Here is a 19,794-nt window from a genome sequence, read left to right on the forward strand (position 1 = left end):
CTGGATATCTAAAACATTTAAAACCACAAAAAAACATACTGACACAAGAAATAAGTTTAATTATTATTAAAAAAGCAATTTTTATCAAACACTACTAATCATCGCTTATTTTATTAATTTTGCAAAATACAAATGGAAACAAAATGACGGATAAAGCAAAAAAAGCATTACACGATAAATTAGTATCGGAACTACAATCTTCAGATTCTAAAATTGTTACTAAATCGATCAATCAACTAAGAGAAGAAGGACAATTGGAAGATATTGTAATTCTGTTTGATTTATTGGTAAAAAGCACGGATGAAGAAGTTAAAAATACCATTTTAAAGTTTTTGGCTGACATTAAGGATAAAAATGCTGATCTGATTTTTATTGAAGCAATCCTTAATGACCAGTACAAATCAATTCAGAAAGAATTAGCTGGTATTTGTTGGCAATCTAGTATCGATTTTGCCAAACATGTAAGTGTGTTTACCGATTTATTAATCAAATCTGATTTTGAAACTGCTTTTGAAGCTTTTACAGTAATTGAAAACTTTACTGGAAAAATTGAATCGGATATAAAAATTGAAGAACAAGATAAATTAAAGGATGCAATTCCAAATGCTCCTGAAGAAATTAAAGGAATGATTCATGAATGTATTCACATTCTTGATCAATTTTAAAAAGAAAGGCTGAATCAAATGATTCAGCCTTTTTATTTTAGATCATTACATCTTTTTCATTATTCGAAAAGTATTTCATGAACTGAGCTCTTTCGTATAGTGCAGAATCAGGAATGTTTCCATAACTCAACTTCCCTCTGAACTCCTCAATTGATTTGAATTCTTTTCTAGTCATCCATGCCGAAATTTCTTCCAAAATTTTGGTTACCTGATCAAATCCATGTTCGTAAACTGTAGAACAAATTTGAATGGTTTTTGCTCCAGCCAACAACTGCTTGACTGCAGCTTCCCCACTGTGAATTCCTGTTGATGCAGAAATATCAAGACCTTTAATTTTATCGGATAACATTCCTACCCAACGTAAAGATCTACGAATATCACTCGCATTACTTAATACCTCTGCACTAGTGATTTTCAAATCTTCAATATCAATGTCTGGCTCGTAGAATCTATTAAACAAAACCACAGAATCAGCTCCATCAGCATTTAATCGATTTGCTACAGAAAACAGGTTTGTAAAGTACATACCCAATTTCATCGAAATAGGAATATTTACTTCTTTCTTAACAGCATTGAAAATATCGTAATAAAGCTCTTCATACTTTGTAGAACTCATATTTCTATCGTTTGGAACGATAAATGCATTTAATTCAATGGCATCAGCACCAGCTTTTTCGATTTCTTTGGCAAAATGAGTCCAATCCGATGACGATACACAGTTAATACTAGCAATAATAGGAATCGAAACTGCTTCTTTTGCCTCCTTAATTAATGTCAAATAATTTGAAACCGAGTTACCCTTGATGTAATTTTGGATATAGTCCTCAGCTTCAGGATATCCAACATTTGTAGGATCTTTGCTAATAAGATGGCGGGCTTCGTTAGTGATTTGTTCTTCAAATAAAGATTTTAATACAACAGCACCAGCTCCCTTTTCTTCGATAATCTTAATCTTTCTTACCGAATTGGTTAAACCAGAACTACTAACAATTACAGGATTCTTTAAAGGCAATCCCATATAAGTGGTTTCAAGATTTATCATAGTATTTTGATTTTATTGAATTTCAATCGTTGACGAACAAATATAATCATTTAAATAAATAATTTCGGTTCATCAACGAAGGACTTTGTGGCAAATGTTATTTATTTGAATAATCTCTAGCTCCAAAAATGGTGCTTCCAACACGAATCATTGTGCTTCCCTCTTCAATAGCCAGTTTATAATCTCCGGACATTCCCATCGAAATTTCTTTAAAATTCTCCTCGCCTGAAAAGAACTTCGATTTAAGTTCGCTGTAAATAGATTTCAAGTTGCTAAATTCCGAACGTACCTGATTTTCATCATCAGTGTAGGTAGCCATTCCCATAACACCTACAATGCGAATATTTTGCATATTCTGATATTCCTCAGAATTTATAATAAGCTCTGCATCGTTTAAATCTAAGCCAAACTTCGTATCCTCATCAGCAATATGAAACTGAAATAAACAATCAATTACACGATCATTTTTTAAGGCTTGCTTGTTAATCTCTTTTAATAGCTTTAAACTGTCTACTGCATGAATTAAGCTAACAAATGGAGCAATATACTTAACCTTATTGGTTTGCAAATGACCAATCATGTGCCAAATGATATCTTTGGGCAATTCGTTAAATTTTCTGGTTAACTCTTGAGGTTTATTTTCTCCGAAAATTCTATAACCACCATCGTAAGCTTCCATTATTGCTTCGTTGGGTTTTGTTTTAGAAACTGCAACTAAAGTTACATTCTCCGGAATTGATTTTTTAATTTCTTCTATTTTTTGAGGTATGCTCATACCAATACTAGTTTTGAATTTTAGAACTCAAAATTACAACTTTTCGGTTTTAAGTCTCACCTTGAAGTTAAATTAATTATCATCAGACAGGATAAATCCCACTCCATGAACATTTTCGATTTTCACCTGTGGATCTGGTTTAAGATGCTTTCTTAATTTTGTAATAAACACATCCAAACTTCTTCCCATGAAGTAATCATTTTCGCCCCAAACCTTTACAAGGATATCCTCACGTCGGACAACATTATTTTTCGATTGAAGCAACATGTAAAGAACCTCTCCTTCTTTTTGCGTTATTCGAGACTCATTCCCGTCGATTCTTAGGCTTAGGTTTACATGATTGTATTCAAAATTACCAAGTTTGAAAGATAATTCCGAAGTATTCTGAACAGAAATTGTTCTTTTTAATATTGCATTTATTCTTCTAACCAACTCATCTTCATCAAATGGTTTGGTAATGTAATCGTCACCTCCCAAATCAAAACCTTTTAATTTATCTTCTTTTAATGATTTTGCAGTGAGAAAAATAATAGGAATGTCCTTGTCTATTTTTCTAATCTTTTTACCTAAAGAAAACCCATCTAATTTTGGTAACATCACATCCAAAAGGCAAATATTATATTTTGATTTGGAAAATTTTTCATAGCCCTCTTCCCCATCTCGAGCCAAGCTAACTGTGAAGCCTTCCATTTCAAGAAAAGCATTTAAAACCTCCCCAAGATTAGGATCATCTTCAACCAGTAATATATTTTTTGTTGCAAGTGTAGACATAAATTTTAAGATTGTGGTATTCTAACAGTAAAGGTACTACCATAATTTTTCTTACTCCAAACATTTATCGAACCTTTATGAGCATCAATTATCATTCGGGAATATGACAAACCAATTCCAAACCCTTTAACATCATGACGATCACCTGTTGGCGCTCGATAATATCTATCGAAAACATGTTTTTGCTCCTCTTTACTCATTCCAATTCCCTTATCGGAAACCAAAATAAGTAAACTTCCATTATTGTTTTTGGTTTCCAATTTCAATTCAGGTTTTCCTGAAGAATACTTTATGGCATTATCCAAAAGGTTTACAAAAACATTTTGAATCAACTCCCTATCACCTGTAATTAAATCATTTACAGCTGTTTTATTTATAATCAATTCTCCCTTTCGTTCCGATAATCTAACTGATAAAGAATCGATACATTCTTTTAGTAGTTCATGCACATTAAATTGATTTGAATTTAATTGCAACTCTCCTCTATCAATACATGACAATTTTAAAAGCTGATCAACTTGTTTTTTTAGTCTATCATTTTCAGAAGTAATCATATTGGCATAATGAATTACCTGATTCGATTGAGAATGAACCTTCTCACGCCCTAGCATCTTTCCAGCCAAAGCAATGGTTGCCATTGGGGTTTTGAATTCGTGAGCAATATTATTGATAAGGTCAGTTGTTCTTCCTAAAATTTTCTTGTCCTTAAGAAATGAGAAAACAGTCAATCCAAAAAATACAAAGAGTATTAATATCAGCATTACTGATAATATAAACATACTGCCCATACTATCCATTAAACTTTGTTCTCTTTTATTAAAATAGACATTCAGTACAGCTTTATCGTGACTTAATGCCTTACGCAAACTATAGTAGAAACATTTACTTCTTGGCTGCTCATCAGCAGAAGATAATACCTCAATGGTGTATGCTGATTGAATTTGGTAATTTTGAAATTGTTGCTTAATGATAGAATCCAAACGTTCCACTTCACTTTCTAATTTTGCACTATCATTGGCATCAAATCTCGATTTATTCATACATGCACTCATAGCTTCACATCTCTCTCGGTCCTTCATAAATTCGTCAACCGATTCGTGTAAAGCCATACCTACCCTATGGTTAAATTGTTCTTCGTTCAAATCGCGCGCTCTACCTATCCACCTTATCTGTATTAATAGAAGAGTAATTAGAACGACTACTGATATGCCAAGGAATATCTGAATTCTATAATTACTTAATCTGTTAATTAATTTTTGAACTTTTTTTATCATCTAATATCTTCTGTACTCCTTTAATAATGGGTATATTAATCAATCCAAAGGTAGTTTAATTTTTAAAAAATTAAATTTCTTTAACAATTCATTAACAGCAGACAAAAAGATCTTTTACGTTCTTTATGATACAATTCAATAAAATCAAAACGGATTAATTAACATTTTAAATTTAAAACAATGAAAAAGTTATTATTGAGCCTATTATTTGTTTTCGCAATTAGCGCGGTAAGTTTCGCAATTCAACCAGTTAACATTTCTACTGATAACGATGTTGTACTTACTCAGGATGTAGATCAGAATCAGGATCAAAAACAAGATAAAAAGAAAGTAAAAAAAGAAGCTAAAGCTGATAAAAAAGCTTGTTGTTCAAAGAAAAAAGACTGTTCTAAAAAAGAATGCTCTAAGAAAAAAGCATGTTGCAAAGACAAAAAGGAGTGTTCTAAAAAAGAAGCTAGTGCAAAAAAATGTGATTCAAAATGTAAAAAATCATGTTCGAAAGAAGCCAACGCAAAGAAAAAATGTGATTCAAATTGCAAAAAAGAAAGCAAGAAAAAGTCATAATTTATTATCAAGCAAGAGATAAGCCCTTCGAAAAACCGGAGGGTTTTTTTATGTGTTTTGGTACAATTTATGTTGCATGTTTAGCGTTGAAATTTTAAATCAATAAATATTGAAACACTCATGAAAACATCAATAGCTTTAATCGTAGGTATATTATTCTCATTTTTTGCTCAATCTCAAAATGTGGAACGCTATATGCAATATCATGACAAAGGTAGAATGCTCATTCTGGAAGGCAAATATGATAACGCAATCCACTACCTGGACACTGCCATTAACATTATGCCCTATTATCCGACAATTTTTCAAGACCGAGGATATGCATACATGCAACTAAAAAACTACAAAAAAGCCATATTGGATTTTAACCATGTACTGGCTAAAAAACCATATATGAGCGAAGTAAAATTACAGAGAGGTATGGCTTACTACCATCTGAACCGATTATATGAATCAGAACAAGATTTGGTAGCTGTAGTTAACTCCAATCCTTCCAAAAGCAGAGAAGCAATTATTTATCTTGAAAACATCCAAAAGGAAAAGGAGTTGGCCTATATTCAAAACCAAGAGCAATTAAATTACTTGCGATTACAAGTCGAAAATGAAAGACTTCAAAGAGCACGACATCGAGAGGAAGTAATCTGGAATACCGTAGTTCCTCTGGCCTTCTGGACAACGGTATTTTTAACCTGGTAAATCTGTATCGGGCTGTATTGGTCTTCGCTTAAAAGAAATCGTTTTTCCTGCAAATCTTATTTTCTTATAGTCAGGAGCTTCCGTATTCTCTAATTTAAGTCTCAATTTATCAATGCTATCAATTGAACCAACTACAGTCAATACATCACCTAATCTTAATCTGGTGAATCCAGTAGAAATTAGAGTATTCTGATTTCGTTTGGTAGCCAATATAATCAAATCAGTAGGTATTTGCAGATCTCGAATTGCAACTCCATGTAATTCCGGATTTTGCATTTCTATGTCAACAGTATCCTGATTTTCTTCCATCCCAAGCAATAATGAGGTTGCAATTGGTGAACGAACCAAATGGTCCATAAGGCTCACCATCACAGTAGAAGGTTCGACAATTAATGCTCCCAATTCATGAAATTTCTGAATAAAACTTCTTTCATGAACTCTAACCACAATATCCCTGGTACCAAAATGCTCATAAGCCAATTCACAAACCGTTAAATTGTCATCATCTTTATTTAAAAGAACCAAAGCATCTGCCTTGTGAGCTTTAATCTTCCTCAGTTCTTCCAAATTATAATCGGGAACATGTACAACATTTACTCCTTGATATTCTAATTTTGCCTTCGCTTCATTTCGAGTTACCAATTGTACTTTCCAATCATTATCTGCTAATTGTCTTGCCAATGCCAGCGATTGACCTTCCAATCCAAAAATAAGTGCTTTTTGTACTTTATTTTCGTGCTGTAACTCTCTTTGTTTATGACTTTCGCCAACCAAAAGAATAGACCATTTGAATAATGGTGGTCCAAATATCTCGTTTAATACAATTACAGCCAAAAGTATGGTAGCAAACTCGGAACCCCAAGTTGGATATTTTGCCGATACAACTGATACCAAGCCAATGGCAACACCAGCCTGAGTAACAAATGGCATCCACGAAATTCTATTGTAACGCATTGGATCACCACCCAAATTTCCACCAATAAATGCTCCAATTGCCATACTGGTTAATCGTACAACAAAAAATATCAAGGCAATAGACCATACATCTTGTAAAATATCAATTTTTACTGATGCCCCGGTTAATGTATAGAATAATACATAAATAGATGGAACAACCAATTCGATAATTCGATTAAACTCTCTTCGGTTTTTACCAAAATTAACGACTACAAAACTTCCAAGAATACAAATCAGCAATGGTTCAATGTATAAATCGAATCCAAACCATTCTAAACTTTGATTATGAACCAAACTTGCTAACAAATACACGCTGTATCCGGTAAGTACAATTATAAAAGCCTTAAGTTGCGTATATATGCGAATAGATAAGATTAGATTTAACAAATTTCCTAATACAAAACCTAAAAATACGGATAAGCACAACTCGCCAAACAAAATGATGACCAACCAAAAATCGAATGGAATTTTTGATATCAATGCATCTGCGACAGCAAAACAAATGGTAAAAAGAACAATTACCAATACATCTTTTATTACTGTAACACCAATTGCCATTTGTGTAAAGGGACCTTTTGCACGCATTTCATTAATAACAGCAATTGCTGAAACCGGTGATCTGGTAACAAACACAGTCCCAATCAATAAGGCAATAGCCAACTTGTATTCGAATGACATTTCTGATAAAAACTGAATTCTTTCCGAAATCAACAAAACAAAAGAAACACTAATCCCAAATGTAAATACAAGTTGTCCAAACGTCATCCATTTAATGCTTCTCATTCTTCCTTTTAACTCTTTCAGAAACAATTCGGCTCCAGCTGCAAATGCAATGAATGCCAATGATATTTCATTTATAAACCCTAGCTTTTCGATTGAAGTTTTAGGCAAAAGATTCAATACATAAGGACCAGATAACATCCCTATAAATAAAAGGCCAGTAATTATAGGTAACTTGATTTTTGGGAAATACAACGATATTCTATTTGCTCCAACTGCAATAATCAGAAAACTCATTAAGACCATTAATATTTCAAGATATTCATTCATTCGGTTCAATTTTAATGTTTGCCCAAAACAATTGATATAAAACATATCATAGCAATTTGTTTAGGTATTAGTAATTAAGATACAGAATTCTCTTATTAGTTCCAATACCAACAAACATTGTTAAATGATTGTAAAGTCTGCACAGATACGAACACTTACTGTACGAAATGTAACATCATTTCCTTTTCCATCCACACCAAACCCAATCGCTAATCGTTGACATACTGCCACTTATAAAGAACGGCACAAATACTGTTACAATTCAACTGAACCTATTAACCAAACTTAAAATGAAGATCAAACGAATTTTAACCGTTGGAGTCATTTTTTTGATGATTTGCATTGTGAATACAAAGGCAAATAATCAAAATTATTCTCCTGAAATTATCAAAGCTGTTCTTGATGAAACTCAAGAGCTTTGCTCAAATGATAATGGATTGCTATGGGGACATAGTTTGGATGTTCCAATTCTCTTTGTTGATGAAGAAAATGAAATCGTGTACTCAAATAAGAATAGCTCTAAACTAAACCTGGAAGAAAAAAATAACATTTACATAGGGAAACTTCCTGATTTTATAAGAGTGAAAAAAGGACCACAAAAAATTGACAAACGCAATTGGGCTGTTATACCTCTACCTTTGCCTGAAAACAAAATTGAACAACAGTGTGTTATTTTGCATGAGGCATTCCATTGTTTACAACCACAAATAGACCTAAAACCTTTGCCATATAACAACAGTCATATGGAAGAGATGGAAGCAAGAGTATGGTTAAAACTTGAGTGGAAAGCCCTGGATTTTGCATTGCATAGTGAAGGAGAAGACCGAAAACAAGCAATCATTGATGCAATTTGCTTTAGAAAGTATCGTAGGGCCTTATATTCTGATTGCGATGGATGTGAAAATCGCTTTGAAATTCATGAAGGTATGGCCGAATATACTGCTCAAAAAATATGTAGATCGAAACCAGAACTTAAATCATTTTTGCAATCAAAGCTTGAATGTTTGTGGGAAAACAAATCGTACGCTGATTGTTTTGCTTATTTCACCGGGCCTGTTTATGCCTATTTATTGGATGAAACCGAAATTAACTGGAGAAACCAATTAGGATCCAAAGACGATATTGCCATATTGGTACAAACAGCTTATAACATTTCGTTACCTTTTGATGTTTACATGGAGGCGGAAGAAAGATCTGTTTTGTATAGTGGAGCAAAAATTATGGGAGAAGAACTGGATAGAGAAATTTCATTATAAGCCTTTTGCTTGTCTGAAATTAATTAGTTAATCAAAGGATTGCCTGTGGCAATCCTTTTTGTTTACATTACAATTTTCTTTCCTTAACTTTATATATCAAAAAGCAGAAAATCATGAATATTTTATTGGAACAAGGCTGGAGTGAAATAGATAGTAAGCTGATTAAAAATTACGTGTTATCTGATTTTACCCATGCCATTAAATTTATCAATCTTATTGCCGAAGATGCCGAAAAAGTTGATCATCATCCTGACATTAAACTGTATAAATACAAAAATGTCAGAGTAACATTAACAACTCACTCCAAACGAAGAATCACCGAGAAAGACATTTCGTTAGCCAAGCAGATTGATAAGATATTTGATTCAATTAATTAACTTTATCGAATTTCAATGCCCTTATTGTATGTCCCTAAAATTTGCATTCCTCTAACCTTTTGAGAAATCATATTCATTGCATTTTTAAATTGCATTGGAGCTTTAAATTCCAAATCGACATGAAAGAAATATTGCCAATTCTCACCAGGAATTGGATGAGATTGGATTTTAGAAAGGTTTATACCCTCTTGAGCAAAACAATCTAAAATATACGATAAACTACCAGGTTCATGATTTGTACTAAAGTATAGCGAAGCCTTTGTAAATCCACCATTAACACCAACATCTTTTTGTCTTTTCAGCAAGAAAAATCGAGTTTGATTATTCTTGATACTTTCAATTGCCTCCTCCAAAATCTCTAAATCGTAGAGCTTAGCAGGTAAATCACCAGCAATTGCACCTACACCATGTAGTTCATTATCACGAATATTTTTAGCACTTAATGCTGTATCTTCCATCTCTACCAATCTGATATGTGGATATTGACGAAAAAATGCCCTACACTGATTGATAGCCATTGGATGAGAATGAACCTCTTTTAAATCTTCAATTTTCTGTCCCGGCAATGCCATCAAGTTTTGCTTAACTCGTAAAAAGATCTCTCCTTCCACAACAAGACCTGAATCTTGTAACAAGCCATAATTTTGTAAAATACTTCCAGCAATTGAATTCTCAATGGCCATTATTCCTGCATCGCAAACACTTTCATCATTAACAAGGTCAACAAGCTTGGCAAAATTTTCAGCTGGAATAATTTCTACATCCTCACCATAATATGCATTTGCCGCGATGTGATGGAAACAACCTTCCACTCCTTGAATAACAATTCTTCTCTTGTCCATTTTGTTTTGGTTTTATTAGATTTTTTTCAAAAAAAAAGTCCTGAATAATCAGGACTCTCTTTTAATGCATTTGTAATTTAAACCATTAGAATCCTGTCCTTCTCGTCTCCAAAAAAGAAAAAGCTAAAAAAGAAGCTAAAGGAAAATATGGTTCTCATCGTATCGTAAAAAAAAAGAGCCTTTCGAAAAAGGCTCAGTTAATATTTTATATCACACAAAACCTCTTCAGCACTACATGCTAAAAAAGAAAAAAAATCGATTTGTGTGAACTCTATTCATTGTTTGTAAATCATTTGTACAGCTCAAAGTTAAAAAAATAATTTTAAAATAATGATTTGATATTAAATCAATTCAATTTCAACAACATAATTTAATGCAATAATAAAGGGTACAACTAAGTTTTCTCGATGTTTTTTAATATCTTTTGAACTGATTTTTATTCTTTAAGAGAAAACCACATGAAACAACTCATCCTGCTATCATTTATTTTATTGAATGCAACGTGGATAAATGCTCAAAATACCAAGGAATACTCGGTTGCCATTTTGGGTGATGAATATATTCACGAAACAGACTCCATCTTAAATCGGTTGAAAGCTGAAATTAAATCTGTTGTATCTCAGGAAGCTACAATTGTATTTAAGGAGAAATACTTTTTAATGAACCAACTAAGCCAGAAAATGGCAAAAGAAAATTATCAAACTGTTGTAAACACCGATGATGTTGATTTGATATTATCCTTTGGTTCTCTTAACAATTTTGTGATTGCTCAAAACAAAACATTTCCGAAACCAGTTATTTTATTTGGTGTTATTAATGATGATTTTATAGAGTTTCCTGAAGGTCAAAACACATCGCAGGTTAAAAATCTGACCTATATTTTAACTCCTAAATCATACAAAAAAGACTTATCTGAATTTAAGGAAATGTATCCTTACAAGAAAGTTGGAATAATTTTAGATGAGTATTTAAGCGAAATCTACCCTGTAAAAGAAACATTAGACAAAATTCTTGGCGAGATCAAATCGGAGTACAAACTTATCTCAATATCATCTGCTGATGAGTTAGACAGCCAGCTTGAAGATATTGATGCTGTATATATTTCCGGAGGCCTATATTTCTCTAAGGAGGAAAGACAAAGAATGATTGATATGATTAACAATCGAAACTTGCCATCCTTCACTTCATTAGATGAAGAATTTTCTTCACTAGGAGTACTCCTTAATACACAACCTATAAATGAGTTAGATCAGTTTTTCAGGAGAATTGCTCTAAACATTGAAGCTGCAGTATTGGGAAATGATTTATCGGATTTGCCAATTTATTTAGACGTTGAAACCAAACTTCTTCTAAATATCGAAACCTCATTTAAAATTAATTTCCCACTGAAATACAGCTTTTTAATTAAAACAAATATTATTGGAAATGCCAATAAGCTCTCTTATAAAAAGAAGTATTACCTAGATGATTTTGTTTATCAACTTCTGGAAAAGAATTTAAGCTTAAAAGCAAGTAAGTTTGATATTAATTTGGCCCAACAAGAGGTAAAGTTGGCAAACAGTCAATACCTACCAAATCTTACAAGTTCGGTAACCGGTTCTCATATTGATCCTGATTTAGCCAAGGTTTCAAACGGATCGAATCCCGAGTTTACCACAAGTGGTAATGTTAATATTGAACAACTTCTATTTTCGGAACAAGCCAGTGGAAATATCAAAATTCAGAAAACACTGGCAGCTGCAAGCCAAGAGAATTACAATGCCATTGAAAAAGATGCAATATTAGATGCGGGTGTTACTTTTTACAATGCATTAATTGCAAAAGCCAATTACCTAATTAATGATGAAAATCTAAGGGTTACCAGAAAGAATTTTGAAATCGCAAAGCAAAATTACTCGGCTGGACAAACTGGGAAAGGAGATGTTCTGCGTTGGAAAAGTGAATTGGCACTCGCAACTCAAAATATCGTTAATGCTTACACCAACTTTATTCAAGCAATGCATGCCATCAATCAACTTCTAAATAATCCCATCAACTACAAAATTGACATCAAACACTCTTTGGTAGATGAGAATACAGAAGATCAATTTAATTACAAGGGCCTAATCGCACTGATTGATGATCCAATTTTAAGAAGTAAACTGTTAAAATATTTGGAGACAGTTGCTATTGAAAATGCTCACGAACTGAAATCTTTACAGTTTAATATTGAAGCATCAGAGAGAAGTGCAAAACTATATCAAAGAAGTAAATTCATTCCAAGCATTGCCTTGCAAGGAGGATACAATTATACCTTTTCAAGAGATGGAAAAGGAAGTACATATCCTACAGGAATTGTAGGTGCTCCAGATGGATATTACAATGTTGGTGTACAATTAAGTCTGCCTATATTTAATCAAAATCAGAGAAGTTTAAACAGGCAAAAGTCATTAATTCAACAACAGCAACTAAATATTCAAAAAGAAAATACTGAAACACTTATAAAGAAAAATGTAAATGATATTGTATTTACCATATTGAATCTTTATACCAATATTGAGTTATCAAAACTTACCACCAAAACAGCAAAAGAAAGTTTGGAACTTATGCAAATTTCTTACTCGAATGGAGCGATAGGAATTACAAGTTTAATTGATGCACAGCAAGCATACTTTCAAGCACAGCAACAACAAGCAAGTGCAGGTTACAACTTTTATTTAAGTCTGTTACAAATGGAAAGAGTACTATCCTATTATTTTTTCCTAAATCCGGATGAAGAAAATCAAACTTTCATTCAAAATCTTCAAACCTATCTTTTAACCAATAATTAAACCAGTACAATATGAAACCATTATACATTTTAGCATTAAGCTTATTCGTGTTTGCATTTGGATCTTGTGGCAATGGCAACGAAAAGCAAAAACAAGAACGATACCGACCAGTAAAATTTCAAGAGGTAAGTTACTCAGGAATAGGACAAGTTAGATCATTTAATGGAACTGCCAGATCTGATAAAGAAATCAACTTAAGTTTTAGAACTTCTGGTATTTTAACTGTTTTAAATATTGCCAATGGTCAATCAGTTAAAAAAGGCGATTTATTGGCAAGGATCGATAATTCTGAAGCTCAATTGTCCTTGGAACAATCAATATCAGCTCTTAGCAGTGCGAAAGCAAACTTAAACACAGCAACTTCAACACTGGATAGAACCAGAACCCTGTTTGAGAAAGGAAGTGCCTCATTAAGCGATTATGAAAATGCAAAATCCTCTTACGCTTCGGCTAAAGCAAACTATGAATCCTCGAAACGAAGTGTTGAAATACAACAAAAACAAGTTGGCTATGGAATTATCTACTCTCCTTCCAATGGAGTTATTGCGGCTAAAAATGTAGAGAACAATGAGAATGTAAGTGCAGGACAAATTATTGCAATTCTAAACGCTGGTAGTTTTATGGAGGTAAGTCTTGGTTTACCTGAAAACGTAATCAACAGAGTACTACAAGGAATGGAAGTAACAGCAACATTTCCTGCTCTTCAGGGCAAAGAATATCAAGGAGTAGTAAACGAAGTATCTCCTTCGATAAGTGAAGGTTCCGCTACCTATCCGGTAAGAATAAAATTATTAGGCGAAACTTCTGAAGTGAAGTCAGGAATGGCAGCACATATCAAATTTAAATTTGCCGAAGCTAATAATGGTGAAAGCTTAATTGTTCCGATTTCAGCAGTGGGTGAAGACAGCAAAGGCAACTTTGTTTTCATTATAGAAAAAGAAAACGAAAATATTGGTGTAATTAAAAAACAACACTTTAAAGTAGGCGTACTTTCTCCTATTGGATTTGAAGTGAAGAGTGGATTAAAGGCAGGTCAGATTGTGGCTACTGCTGGCTTACAAACACTACTTGACGGACAGAAAGTTAGTTTAAAATAGTATTCACCTCCAAACAAAGCAATTATGAACCTTACAAAATTTGCTATTGAAAAAAGCCGAATAACCTTTACTCTGCTTGCCGTGGTGGTGATTTTAGGCTTGGCATTATACGAAACACTACCCAGAGATAGTATGCCACCATACACCGTTAGAGTAGCTACCGTTGTTTCCTCATTCCCTGGAGCCGGACCAGAAAGAGTTGAACTTTTGGTTACCGACAAGATAGAAAAGAAAGCGCAAGAAATTCCTGAAGTAAAAGAAATTAATAGTACATCCAGAACTGGTTTATCCGTAGTAACAGTAAAGCTTAAAGACGAAGTTGCTCCTGAAGAACTTCAGGCAATTTGGGATAAGCTCAGAAGAAAAATAAATAGTCTTAGAGATCTGCCTCAAAATGTAAAACCAAACCTTAATGATGATGATGTTGGTGTGGTGTATGGAATTATGGTTGGATTAATAAGTGATGGCTATTCTTATGTAGAAATGAAAGAAGCAGCCGATAAACTAAAAGATGCTCTAATTAAACTCGAGGACGCAGCTAAAGTTGAACTTGGAGGTGTGCAAGATGAAAGAGTTTTTATTGAGTTTGACGAATCACAATTGAAAGAATATGGATTAAGCTCATCTAAGCTTCAAAGTATAATTGCATCTACCAATATTTTAGATTCAGGTGGAGAAGTTAATCTTGAATCGGAAAGAATAGTTCTTGAACCAACGGGCAACTATGAATCATTGGAAAGTATTGAGAATACATTAATTCCAATAGGGGATGGAAGTCAAGTGGTTCAATTAAGAGACATAACCAGCATTCGCAAAGCATATGTTGAACCTGCCAGCACCATTGTTCATGTAAATGGCAAACCAGCAATTTCACTTTCTATCTCCTTAATGGATGGCGCTAATATTATTAAGCTGGGTGAAGATGTAGATAAAGTTTTGGCTGAATGGAATGAACAATTACCAATTGGTTTAAATATACAACGCTTAACTTCTCTAGACCACTATGTTGATAAAAGTATAGATAATTTTATTGGCAATTTGGTTCAGTCTATCGTGATTGTATTGGTGGTAATGCTAATCTTCCTGGGATTGAGAACGGGTTTGATTATTTCCAGTTTGATTCCTATTGTAACCATCATGACCCTAATGTTAATGGGACTTATAAACATGGGACTAAATCAAGTTACATTAGCTGCATTAATCATGGCACTGGGAATGATGGTTGACAATGCCATTGTAGTTTCCGAATCGATAATGGTTAAAATGGAGAAAGGAATGACCGTAAAAGATGCTGCTGTTTCATCTTGTTCCGAGCTAATAGTCCCTTTATTAATCTCAACCTTAACCACTTCGGTTGCATTCCTATCGTTCTATTTGGCAGAATCAACCATGGGTGATATTGTTGGACCAATTTTCGTGGTTATCACATTGGCCTTGGTATCTTCATGGATCATTTCTCTTACCATCATCACCATGTTGTGTTTTTACTTCCTAAAAGTGAAACCAAAAGAAGAAGCTAAACCGAACTTCATGGATCGTATTTTTGATGCATTAAAAGTATATTACAAATCCATCATCTTATCCGCTTTAAATCACAAAGGCATTGTTATTGGAGGAATAGTTCTACTATTCTTTTTATCCTTAAAAGGATTTAGTTTGGTGCCATTCATTTTCTTCCCGGATAGTGATAGAAACATGATTACCGTTGACATTAATCTGCCTTTGGGAACAAAAATAGAACAAACTGAAAAGGTGGTAAAAGAGATTGAAAAACACATTGCTGAAGAATTAAAGGTAAATACTGAGAGAGAAAAGGGAATCATTGACTGGTCTTCCTTTATTGGACAAGGACCGGAATCTTATGACTTGGGATATTCGCAGGATGAAGCAAACTCGAGCTATGCTCACATTCTCGTAAATACAAGCTCCTTCGAAGAAAATGCAGAAATGATTCGTCGATTGGATGAATTCAGCTTTAAACATTTCGCTAATGCAGATATTAAGGTTTCAGCATTAGGTTCGGGAGGTAGCGGAACCCCAATTGAGATTAAGGTAAAAGGAGATAATCCAGATATTTTAGCTGACCTATCGGAGAAGATAAAATCAAAATTATCGCAAGTACAAGGAACCAAAAACGTTAAGGATGACTGGGGGCCAAAAACCAAAAAATTTGTGATTAATATCAATCAGAACAATGCACAAATTGCAGGCATTACCAATCAGGATATCGCTACATCATTAAAAACAGTACTGGATGGATTTCAAACAGGCGAATATCGCGAGAATGATAAAAATATTCCGATACTATTAAGAGGTTTCGCAAGCCAAAATCAAAGCTATGAAAAGATCGAGACCATGAATGTCTTCTCTCAAAGCTCAGGAAGAAGCGTTCCTCTTTCTCAAGTGGCCAGCATTATCCCTCAATGGCAATACGCAAAAATTAAACGCCTTGATTTGATTCGAAGCATTAATGTTTCGAGCGAAATCACAGAAGATGGGAATGCTTCTGAAATTATGAATGAAGTGCTACCCTGGTTGGATGAAGATGTGAAAAGTTGGCCTACTGGATACGATTACGAACTTGGTGGTGATAGTAAAAATACTGCTGAAAATATGGGTGCGGTAATCGCATACCTGCCATTATCTGCATTTCTAATTCTGCTATTGCTGGTCATTCAATTCAATTCGTTTAGAAAAACAGCAATGGTGGTAAGTACCATTCCATTGGGAGTTATTGGGGTAGTAATTGGATTAATTGCACTTCGCTCCTATTTTGGTTTTATGGCTTTCCTGGGTGTAATATCACTTGCCGGTATTGTAATTAACAATGCCATTGTATTGATTGACCGGATTGAAATTGAACTCTCCGAATTGAAACGAACACCACAAGATGCAGTAATTGCAGCTTGCCTGCAAAGGTTCAGACCAATTCTGTTGACCACATTTACAACTTCCTTAGGATTAATTCCATTGTACCTGGGCGGAGGTTTAATGTGGGAACCAATGGCAGCTTCTATTATGATAGGATTACTTTTTGGCACGGTAATTACCTTAATTTTTATACCTGCACTATATAGTGTATTCTATAAAGTGAATTATAAAGATTATCAATTCGACGAAAAACTCTTACAAGACTAAAACAAATAAAATTCAAAAAAGCCTGTCAGTGAAAATTGACAGGCTTTTTTATGCACATTAACAAATCAATAACAAGCCAGATTATTCTGTTACAACGATTAATGGTATATTTAATACTTATAAGTCTTATTTGTACCATATCATGAAAATGAAGATACTATTCTCGATCTCCTTACTGATTGCAATCAGTCTGACAGTTAAATCCCAGGACTTTACAACCTTAAATTTTAAGGAACTAGAACCCACATTCCATCTACAGAACGATACCACCTATGTTATTAATTTTTGGGCCATGTGGTGCAAACCCTGCGTTGAGGAACTTCCGGAATTTGAATACATCCGAAAATCATACGAAAATAAAAAAGTAAAGGTCCTATTGGTAAGCCTGGACTTTGGAGCAAAAGTAGAAGAACGCCTGAGCAGATTTCTTACCAAGAAAAATATAAATGCTGAGGTGGTAATTCTAGATGATCCGGATGCAAACTCCTGGATTGGTAAAGTGGATGACAAATGGGATGGTGCATTGCCAGCTACAGTGATATATAAAAAGAAGCAACGAAAATTCTTTGCCAGGAAAGTAACTTATTCTGAACTAGCAGAGACAATTGATAATTTGAATAGATAATAACCAATTTATTTAGATGATGAAAAAAATATTATTCCTAAGTTTCCTGCTAATATCAGCAGTAGCAATTCATGCTCAAGGATATAAAGTAGGTGATTCAGCTACAGATTTTAAGCTGAAAAATATCGATGGCAAACACATCTCTCTTGCCGATTATAAAGATGCAAAAGGATTTGTAGTGATCTTTACCTGTAACCATTGTCCATATGCCGTGGCTTATGAAGACAGAATTATTGATATCGATAAAAAATACAAGAAGAAAGGTTTTCCGGTAATTGCTATTAATCCGAACGATCCAGCAGTGGTTCCAGGAGATTCTTTTGAAGGCATGCAAAAAAGAGCGAAAGAAAAAGCCTTTACTTTCCCTTATCTTTTTGATGCAAAACAAGAAGTGTACAAGAATTTTGGAGCTACCAAAACTCCACATGTTTACATTTTAAGCAAAAATGGTAAAGATCTTAAGGTAGAATATATTGGTACCATCGACAACAACTATAAAGATGCTTCGAAAGTGAGCACCAAATATGTTGAAGATGCCATTAATTCTCTTTTAATGAATAAAAAGCCAGAAGTAACTTACACAAAAGCAATTGGTTGCTCCATTAAAACAAAAGGATAAATTTAAATTATGAATTATAAGTGATTAATTATAAGTGATTAATTATAAATGAACACAGCTAATTTACTGAGTTAATTAGCTGTGTTTCTATTAATTCTTAATTGATAATTAAAAGTTATTCTGTAATTTTCAAAGACAACTTTCCAACAACTCTTCCCGATTCGCTGTATTGATGTGCTTCTGCAATATCATCCAATTCGTAAGATTTATCGATGTAGGTTTTAAGTAATCCGGCATCAATAAAATCGGCCAACAACTCAAGATCCTTTTTACTTTCCTCCACAAAGATCTTTTTCATTTTCTTAGAGCTTACTAAATTGTGAATTGAACCCAACAGAAGAATATTAAAAGATGGTAAAGTAGTTACATATACTCCACCTCGTTGCAACAAGTGCTTCACTTTTTTGTATTCCAGGTTCCCAACCACATCGAAGAAAATATCGTACTCCTCCTGAAGTTCCAATAAATTCTCATTCTGGTAATCGATCACTCTATCAGCTCCCAGCTCTTTGGCAAATTCAATATTTCGTGTACTACAAACCCCTGTTGCCTTACATTTAAATGCTTTAGCCAATTGCAAAGCGAAAGAACCAACACCCCCCGAGCAGCCATTAACCAACACACTCATTCCTGCCTTTATTCCACCCATATTGCGCAATGCCTGTAAAGCAGTTAATCCAGCCAAAGGAACAGTAGCTGCCTCTTCAAAATTCATGTTCTGAGGCTTTAAGGCCAAATGATCGGGAGTTGTTGCCACATATTCGGCATAGGCTCCATTTTTGATAATGTCTACTTTCCCGTACACCTCATCACCTACACGGTAAAACTGCACCTTATTACCTACCTCCAATATACGACCAGCAATATCTCCGCCTAAAACACAAGGCAATTTCTTCCTCATAAATAGCTTTAGCAGACCTTTTCTTATTTTCCAGTCAACAGGATTAACTGAGGAGGCATACACCTCCACCAACACTTGATTTTCTTTTATCTTCGGTCGATCCAGATTGGTAATTTCCAACACATCAGGAGAACCATATTTTCTCATTACTATAGCTTTCATCGTCGTTTTCTTTTCGCTTAGGTTCAATTTGTCCTGAGTACAAAACTCACTAATCAAGTTACGACAAGTTTGGCTCAATTTCAAGATATTGGAAGGCAGCCTTGATCTATCTTATAACCATAGAATACACGGAGTAACACAGAGGTCTAATTTGTCATTATTTACTCGGTGTA

General features: G+C 33.9%; 17 protein-coding genes. 10 read left to right on the plus strand and 7 right to left on the minus strand.

The features are described from left to right. The first annotated feature begins 143 nt into the window (after positions 1-143). Complete coding sequence (locus tag NQ163_RS04535) at positions 144-665, plus strand: hypothetical protein (protein WP_268189092.1); 522 nt, start codon at positions 144-146, stop codon at positions 663-665. Positions 666-702: 37 nt separating this feature from the next. Here NQ163_RS04535 and NQ163_RS04540 read toward each other — a convergent pair whose 3' ends face one another. From NQ163_RS04540 to NQ163_RS04555, 4 genes are all read right to left on the minus strand, one after another. Continuing rightward, a complete protein-coding gene (locus NQ163_RS04540) occupies positions 703-1,707 on the minus strand; it encodes a dihydroorotate dehydrogenase-like protein (RefSeq protein ID WP_268189093.1) in 1,005 nt (334 codons plus the stop codon). Positions 1,708-1,804: 97 nt separating this feature from the next. Continuing rightward, positions 1,805-2,482 carry a YggS family pyridoxal phosphate-dependent enzyme gene (locus NQ163_RS04545; protein ID WP_268189094.1) on the minus strand — a complete coding sequence of 226 codons (678 nt, stop codon included), beginning with the start codon at positions 2,480-2,482 and terminating at the stop codon, positions 1,805-1,807. Between the two features lie 72 nt (positions 2,483-2,554). Next, on the minus strand, positions 2,555-3,253 hold the full coding sequence (locus tag NQ163_RS04550; protein ID WP_268189095.1) for a response regulator transcription factor: 699 nt from the start codon (positions 3,251-3,253) through the stop codon (positions 2,555-2,557). A 5-nt stretch (positions 3,254-3,258) separates the two neighbouring features. Then, complete coding sequence (locus NQ163_RS04555; protein WP_268189096.1) at positions 3,259-4,527, minus strand: sensor histidine kinase; 1,269 nt, start codon at positions 4,525-4,527, stop codon at positions 3,259-3,261. Between the two features lie 180 nt (positions 4,528-4,707). Between NQ163_RS04555 and NQ163_RS04560 the strand changes: the two genes are divergently transcribed. Together NQ163_RS04560 and NQ163_RS04565 are read left to right on the plus strand one after the other, a co-directional pair. Further along, on the plus strand, positions 4,708-5,091 hold the full coding sequence (locus NQ163_RS04560) for a hypothetical protein (protein WP_268189097.1): 384 nt from the start codon (positions 4,708-4,710) through the stop codon (positions 5,089-5,091). A gap of 120 nt (positions 5,092-5,211) precedes the next feature. Continuing rightward, on the plus strand, positions 5,212-5,787 hold the full coding sequence (locus NQ163_RS04565; RefSeq protein ID WP_268189098.1) for a tetratricopeptide repeat protein: 576 nt from the start codon (positions 5,212-5,214) through the stop codon (positions 5,785-5,787). Here NQ163_RS04565 and NQ163_RS04570 read toward each other — a convergent pair. Then, a complete protein-coding gene (locus NQ163_RS04570) occupies positions 5,776-7,794 on the minus strand; it encodes a monovalent cation:proton antiporter family protein (RefSeq protein WP_268189099.1) in 2,019 nt (672 codons plus the stop codon). The two genes, NQ163_RS04565 and NQ163_RS04570, sit on opposite strands and share 12 nt — an antisense overlap. 290 nt (positions 7,795-8,084) lie before the next feature. Here NQ163_RS04570 and NQ163_RS04575 point away from each other — a divergent pair, with 290 nt between their 5' ends. After that, positions 8,085-9,050 carry a hypothetical protein gene (locus NQ163_RS04575; protein ID WP_268189100.1) on the plus strand — a complete coding sequence of 322 codons (966 nt, stop codon included), beginning with the start codon at positions 8,085-8,087 and terminating at the stop codon, positions 9,048-9,050. Positions 9,051-9,160: 110 nt separating this feature from the next. Continuing rightward, positions 9,161-9,427, plus strand: a complete 267-nt coding sequence (locus NQ163_RS04580; RefSeq protein ID WP_262509974.1) for a 4a-hydroxytetrahydrobiopterin dehydratase — start codon at positions 9,161-9,163, stop codon at positions 9,425-9,427. A gap of 2 nt (positions 9,428-9,429) precedes the next feature. On the opposite strand, the gene NQ163_RS04585 is transcribed toward NQ163_RS04580, so the two are convergent. Then, positions 9,430-10,269: a prephenate dehydratase gene (locus NQ163_RS04585; RefSeq protein ID WP_120239425.1), complete on the minus strand. Its 840-nt coding sequence runs from the start codon at positions 10,267-10,269 to the stop codon at positions 9,430-9,432. 458 nt (positions 10,270-10,727) lie between these two features. Between NQ163_RS04585 and NQ163_RS04590 the strand changes: the two genes are divergently transcribed. The 5 genes from NQ163_RS04590 to NQ163_RS04610 all read left to right on the plus strand — a co-directional run bounded on the left by NQ163_RS04590 (position 10,728) and on the right by NQ163_RS04610 (position 18,558). Next, positions 10,728-13,079, plus strand: a complete 2,352-nt coding sequence (locus NQ163_RS04590) for a TolC family protein (protein ID WP_268189101.1) — start codon at positions 10,728-10,730, stop codon at positions 13,077-13,079. Positions 13,080-13,090: 11 nt separating this feature from the next. Further along, positions 13,091-14,176, plus strand: a complete 1,086-nt coding sequence (locus tag NQ163_RS04595) for an efflux RND transporter periplasmic adaptor subunit (RefSeq protein ID WP_268189102.1) — start codon at positions 13,091-13,093, stop codon at positions 14,174-14,176. 24 nt (positions 14,177-14,200) lie between these two features. Continuing rightward, positions 14,201-17,314, plus strand: a complete 3,114-nt coding sequence (locus tag NQ163_RS04600; RefSeq protein WP_268189103.1) for an efflux RND transporter permease subunit — start codon at positions 14,201-14,203, stop codon at positions 17,312-17,314. A gap of 142 nt (positions 17,315-17,456) precedes the next feature. Continuing rightward, the gene (locus tag NQ163_RS04605; RefSeq protein WP_268189104.1) at positions 17,457-17,939 is read left to right on the plus strand and encodes a TlpA disulfide reductase family protein; all 483 of its coding nucleotides are present in this window, start codon (positions 17,457-17,459) and stop codon (positions 17,937-17,939) included. Between the two features lie 19 nt (positions 17,940-17,958). Next, positions 17,959-18,558, plus strand: a complete 600-nt coding sequence (locus NQ163_RS04610; protein WP_268189105.1) for a thioredoxin family protein — start codon at positions 17,959-17,961, stop codon at positions 18,556-18,558. Positions 18,559-18,673: 115 nt separating this feature from the next. Here NQ163_RS04610 and NQ163_RS04615 read toward each other — a convergent pair whose 3' ends face one another. Beyond that, entirely contained in the window at positions 18,674-19,621 is a 948-nt protein-coding gene (locus NQ163_RS04615) for an NAD(P)-dependent alcohol dehydrogenase (RefSeq protein ID WP_268189106.1), read from the minus strand. Positions 19,622-19,794 lie beyond the last annotated feature (173 nt).

It is taken from the genome of Marinifilum sp. D737 (assembly GCF_026672275.1).
Taxonomy (GTDB): Bacteria; Bacteroidota; Bacteroidia; order Bacteroidales; family Marinifilaceae; genus Marinifilum.

Bases quoted from the DNA above. Each gene is read 5' to 3' on its own strand.
- NQ163_RS04575 (WP_268189100.1), top strand. From the start codon at position 8,085: ATGAAGATCAAACGAATTTTAACCGTTGGAGTCATTTTTTTGATGATT.
- NQ163_RS04570 (WP_268189099.1), bottom strand. From the start codon at position 7,794: ATGAATGAATATCTTGAAATATTAATGGTCTTAATGAGTTTTCTGATT.
- NQ163_RS04590 (WP_268189101.1), top strand. From the start codon at position 10,728: ATGAAACAACTCATCCTGCTATCATTTATTTTATTGAATGCAACGTGG.
- NQ163_RS04600 (WP_268189103.1), top strand. From the start codon at position 14,201: ATGAACCTTACAAAATTTGCTATTGAAAAAAGCCGAATAACCTTTACT.
- NQ163_RS04605 (WP_268189104.1), top strand. From the start codon at position 17,457: ATGAAAATGAAGATACTATTCTCGATCTCCTTACTGATTGCAATCAGT.
- NQ163_RS04535 (WP_268189092.1), top strand. From the start codon at position 144: ATGACGGATAAAGCAAAAAAAGCATTACACGATAAATTAGTATCGGAA.
- NQ163_RS04545 (WP_268189094.1), bottom strand. From the start codon at position 2,482: ATGAGCATACCTCAAAAAATAGAAGAAATTAAAAAATCAATTCCGGAG.
- NQ163_RS04585 (WP_120239425.1), bottom strand. From the start codon at position 10,269: ATGGACAAGAGAAGAATTGTTATTCAAGGAGTGGAAGGTTGTTTCCAT.
- NQ163_RS04540 (WP_268189093.1), bottom strand. From the start codon at position 1,707: ATGATAAATCTTGAAACCACTTATATGGGATTGCCTTTAAAGAATCCT.
- NQ163_RS04610 (WP_268189105.1), top strand. From the start codon at position 17,959: ATGAAAAAAATATTATTCCTAAGTTTCCTGCTAATATCAGCAGTAGCA.
- NQ163_RS04565 (WP_268189098.1), top strand. From the start codon at position 5,212: ATGAAAACATCAATAGCTTTAATCGTAGGTATATTATTCTCATTTTTT.
- NQ163_RS04560 (WP_268189097.1), top strand. From the start codon at position 4,708: ATGAAAAAGTTATTATTGAGCCTATTATTTGTTTTCGCAATTAGCGCG.
- NQ163_RS04550 (WP_268189095.1), bottom strand. From the start codon at position 3,253: ATGTCTACACTTGCAACAAAAAATATATTACTGGTTGAAGATGATCCT.
- NQ163_RS04595 (WP_268189102.1), top strand. From the start codon at position 13,091: ATGAAACCATTATACATTTTAGCATTAAGCTTATTCGTGTTTGCATTT.
- NQ163_RS04615 (WP_268189106.1), bottom strand. From the start codon at position 19,621: ATGAAAGCTATAGTAATGAGAAAATATGGTTCTCCTGATGTGTTGGAA.
- NQ163_RS04555 (WP_268189096.1), bottom strand. From the start codon at position 4,527: ATGATAAAAAAAGTTCAAAAATTAATTAACAGATTAAGTAATTATAGA.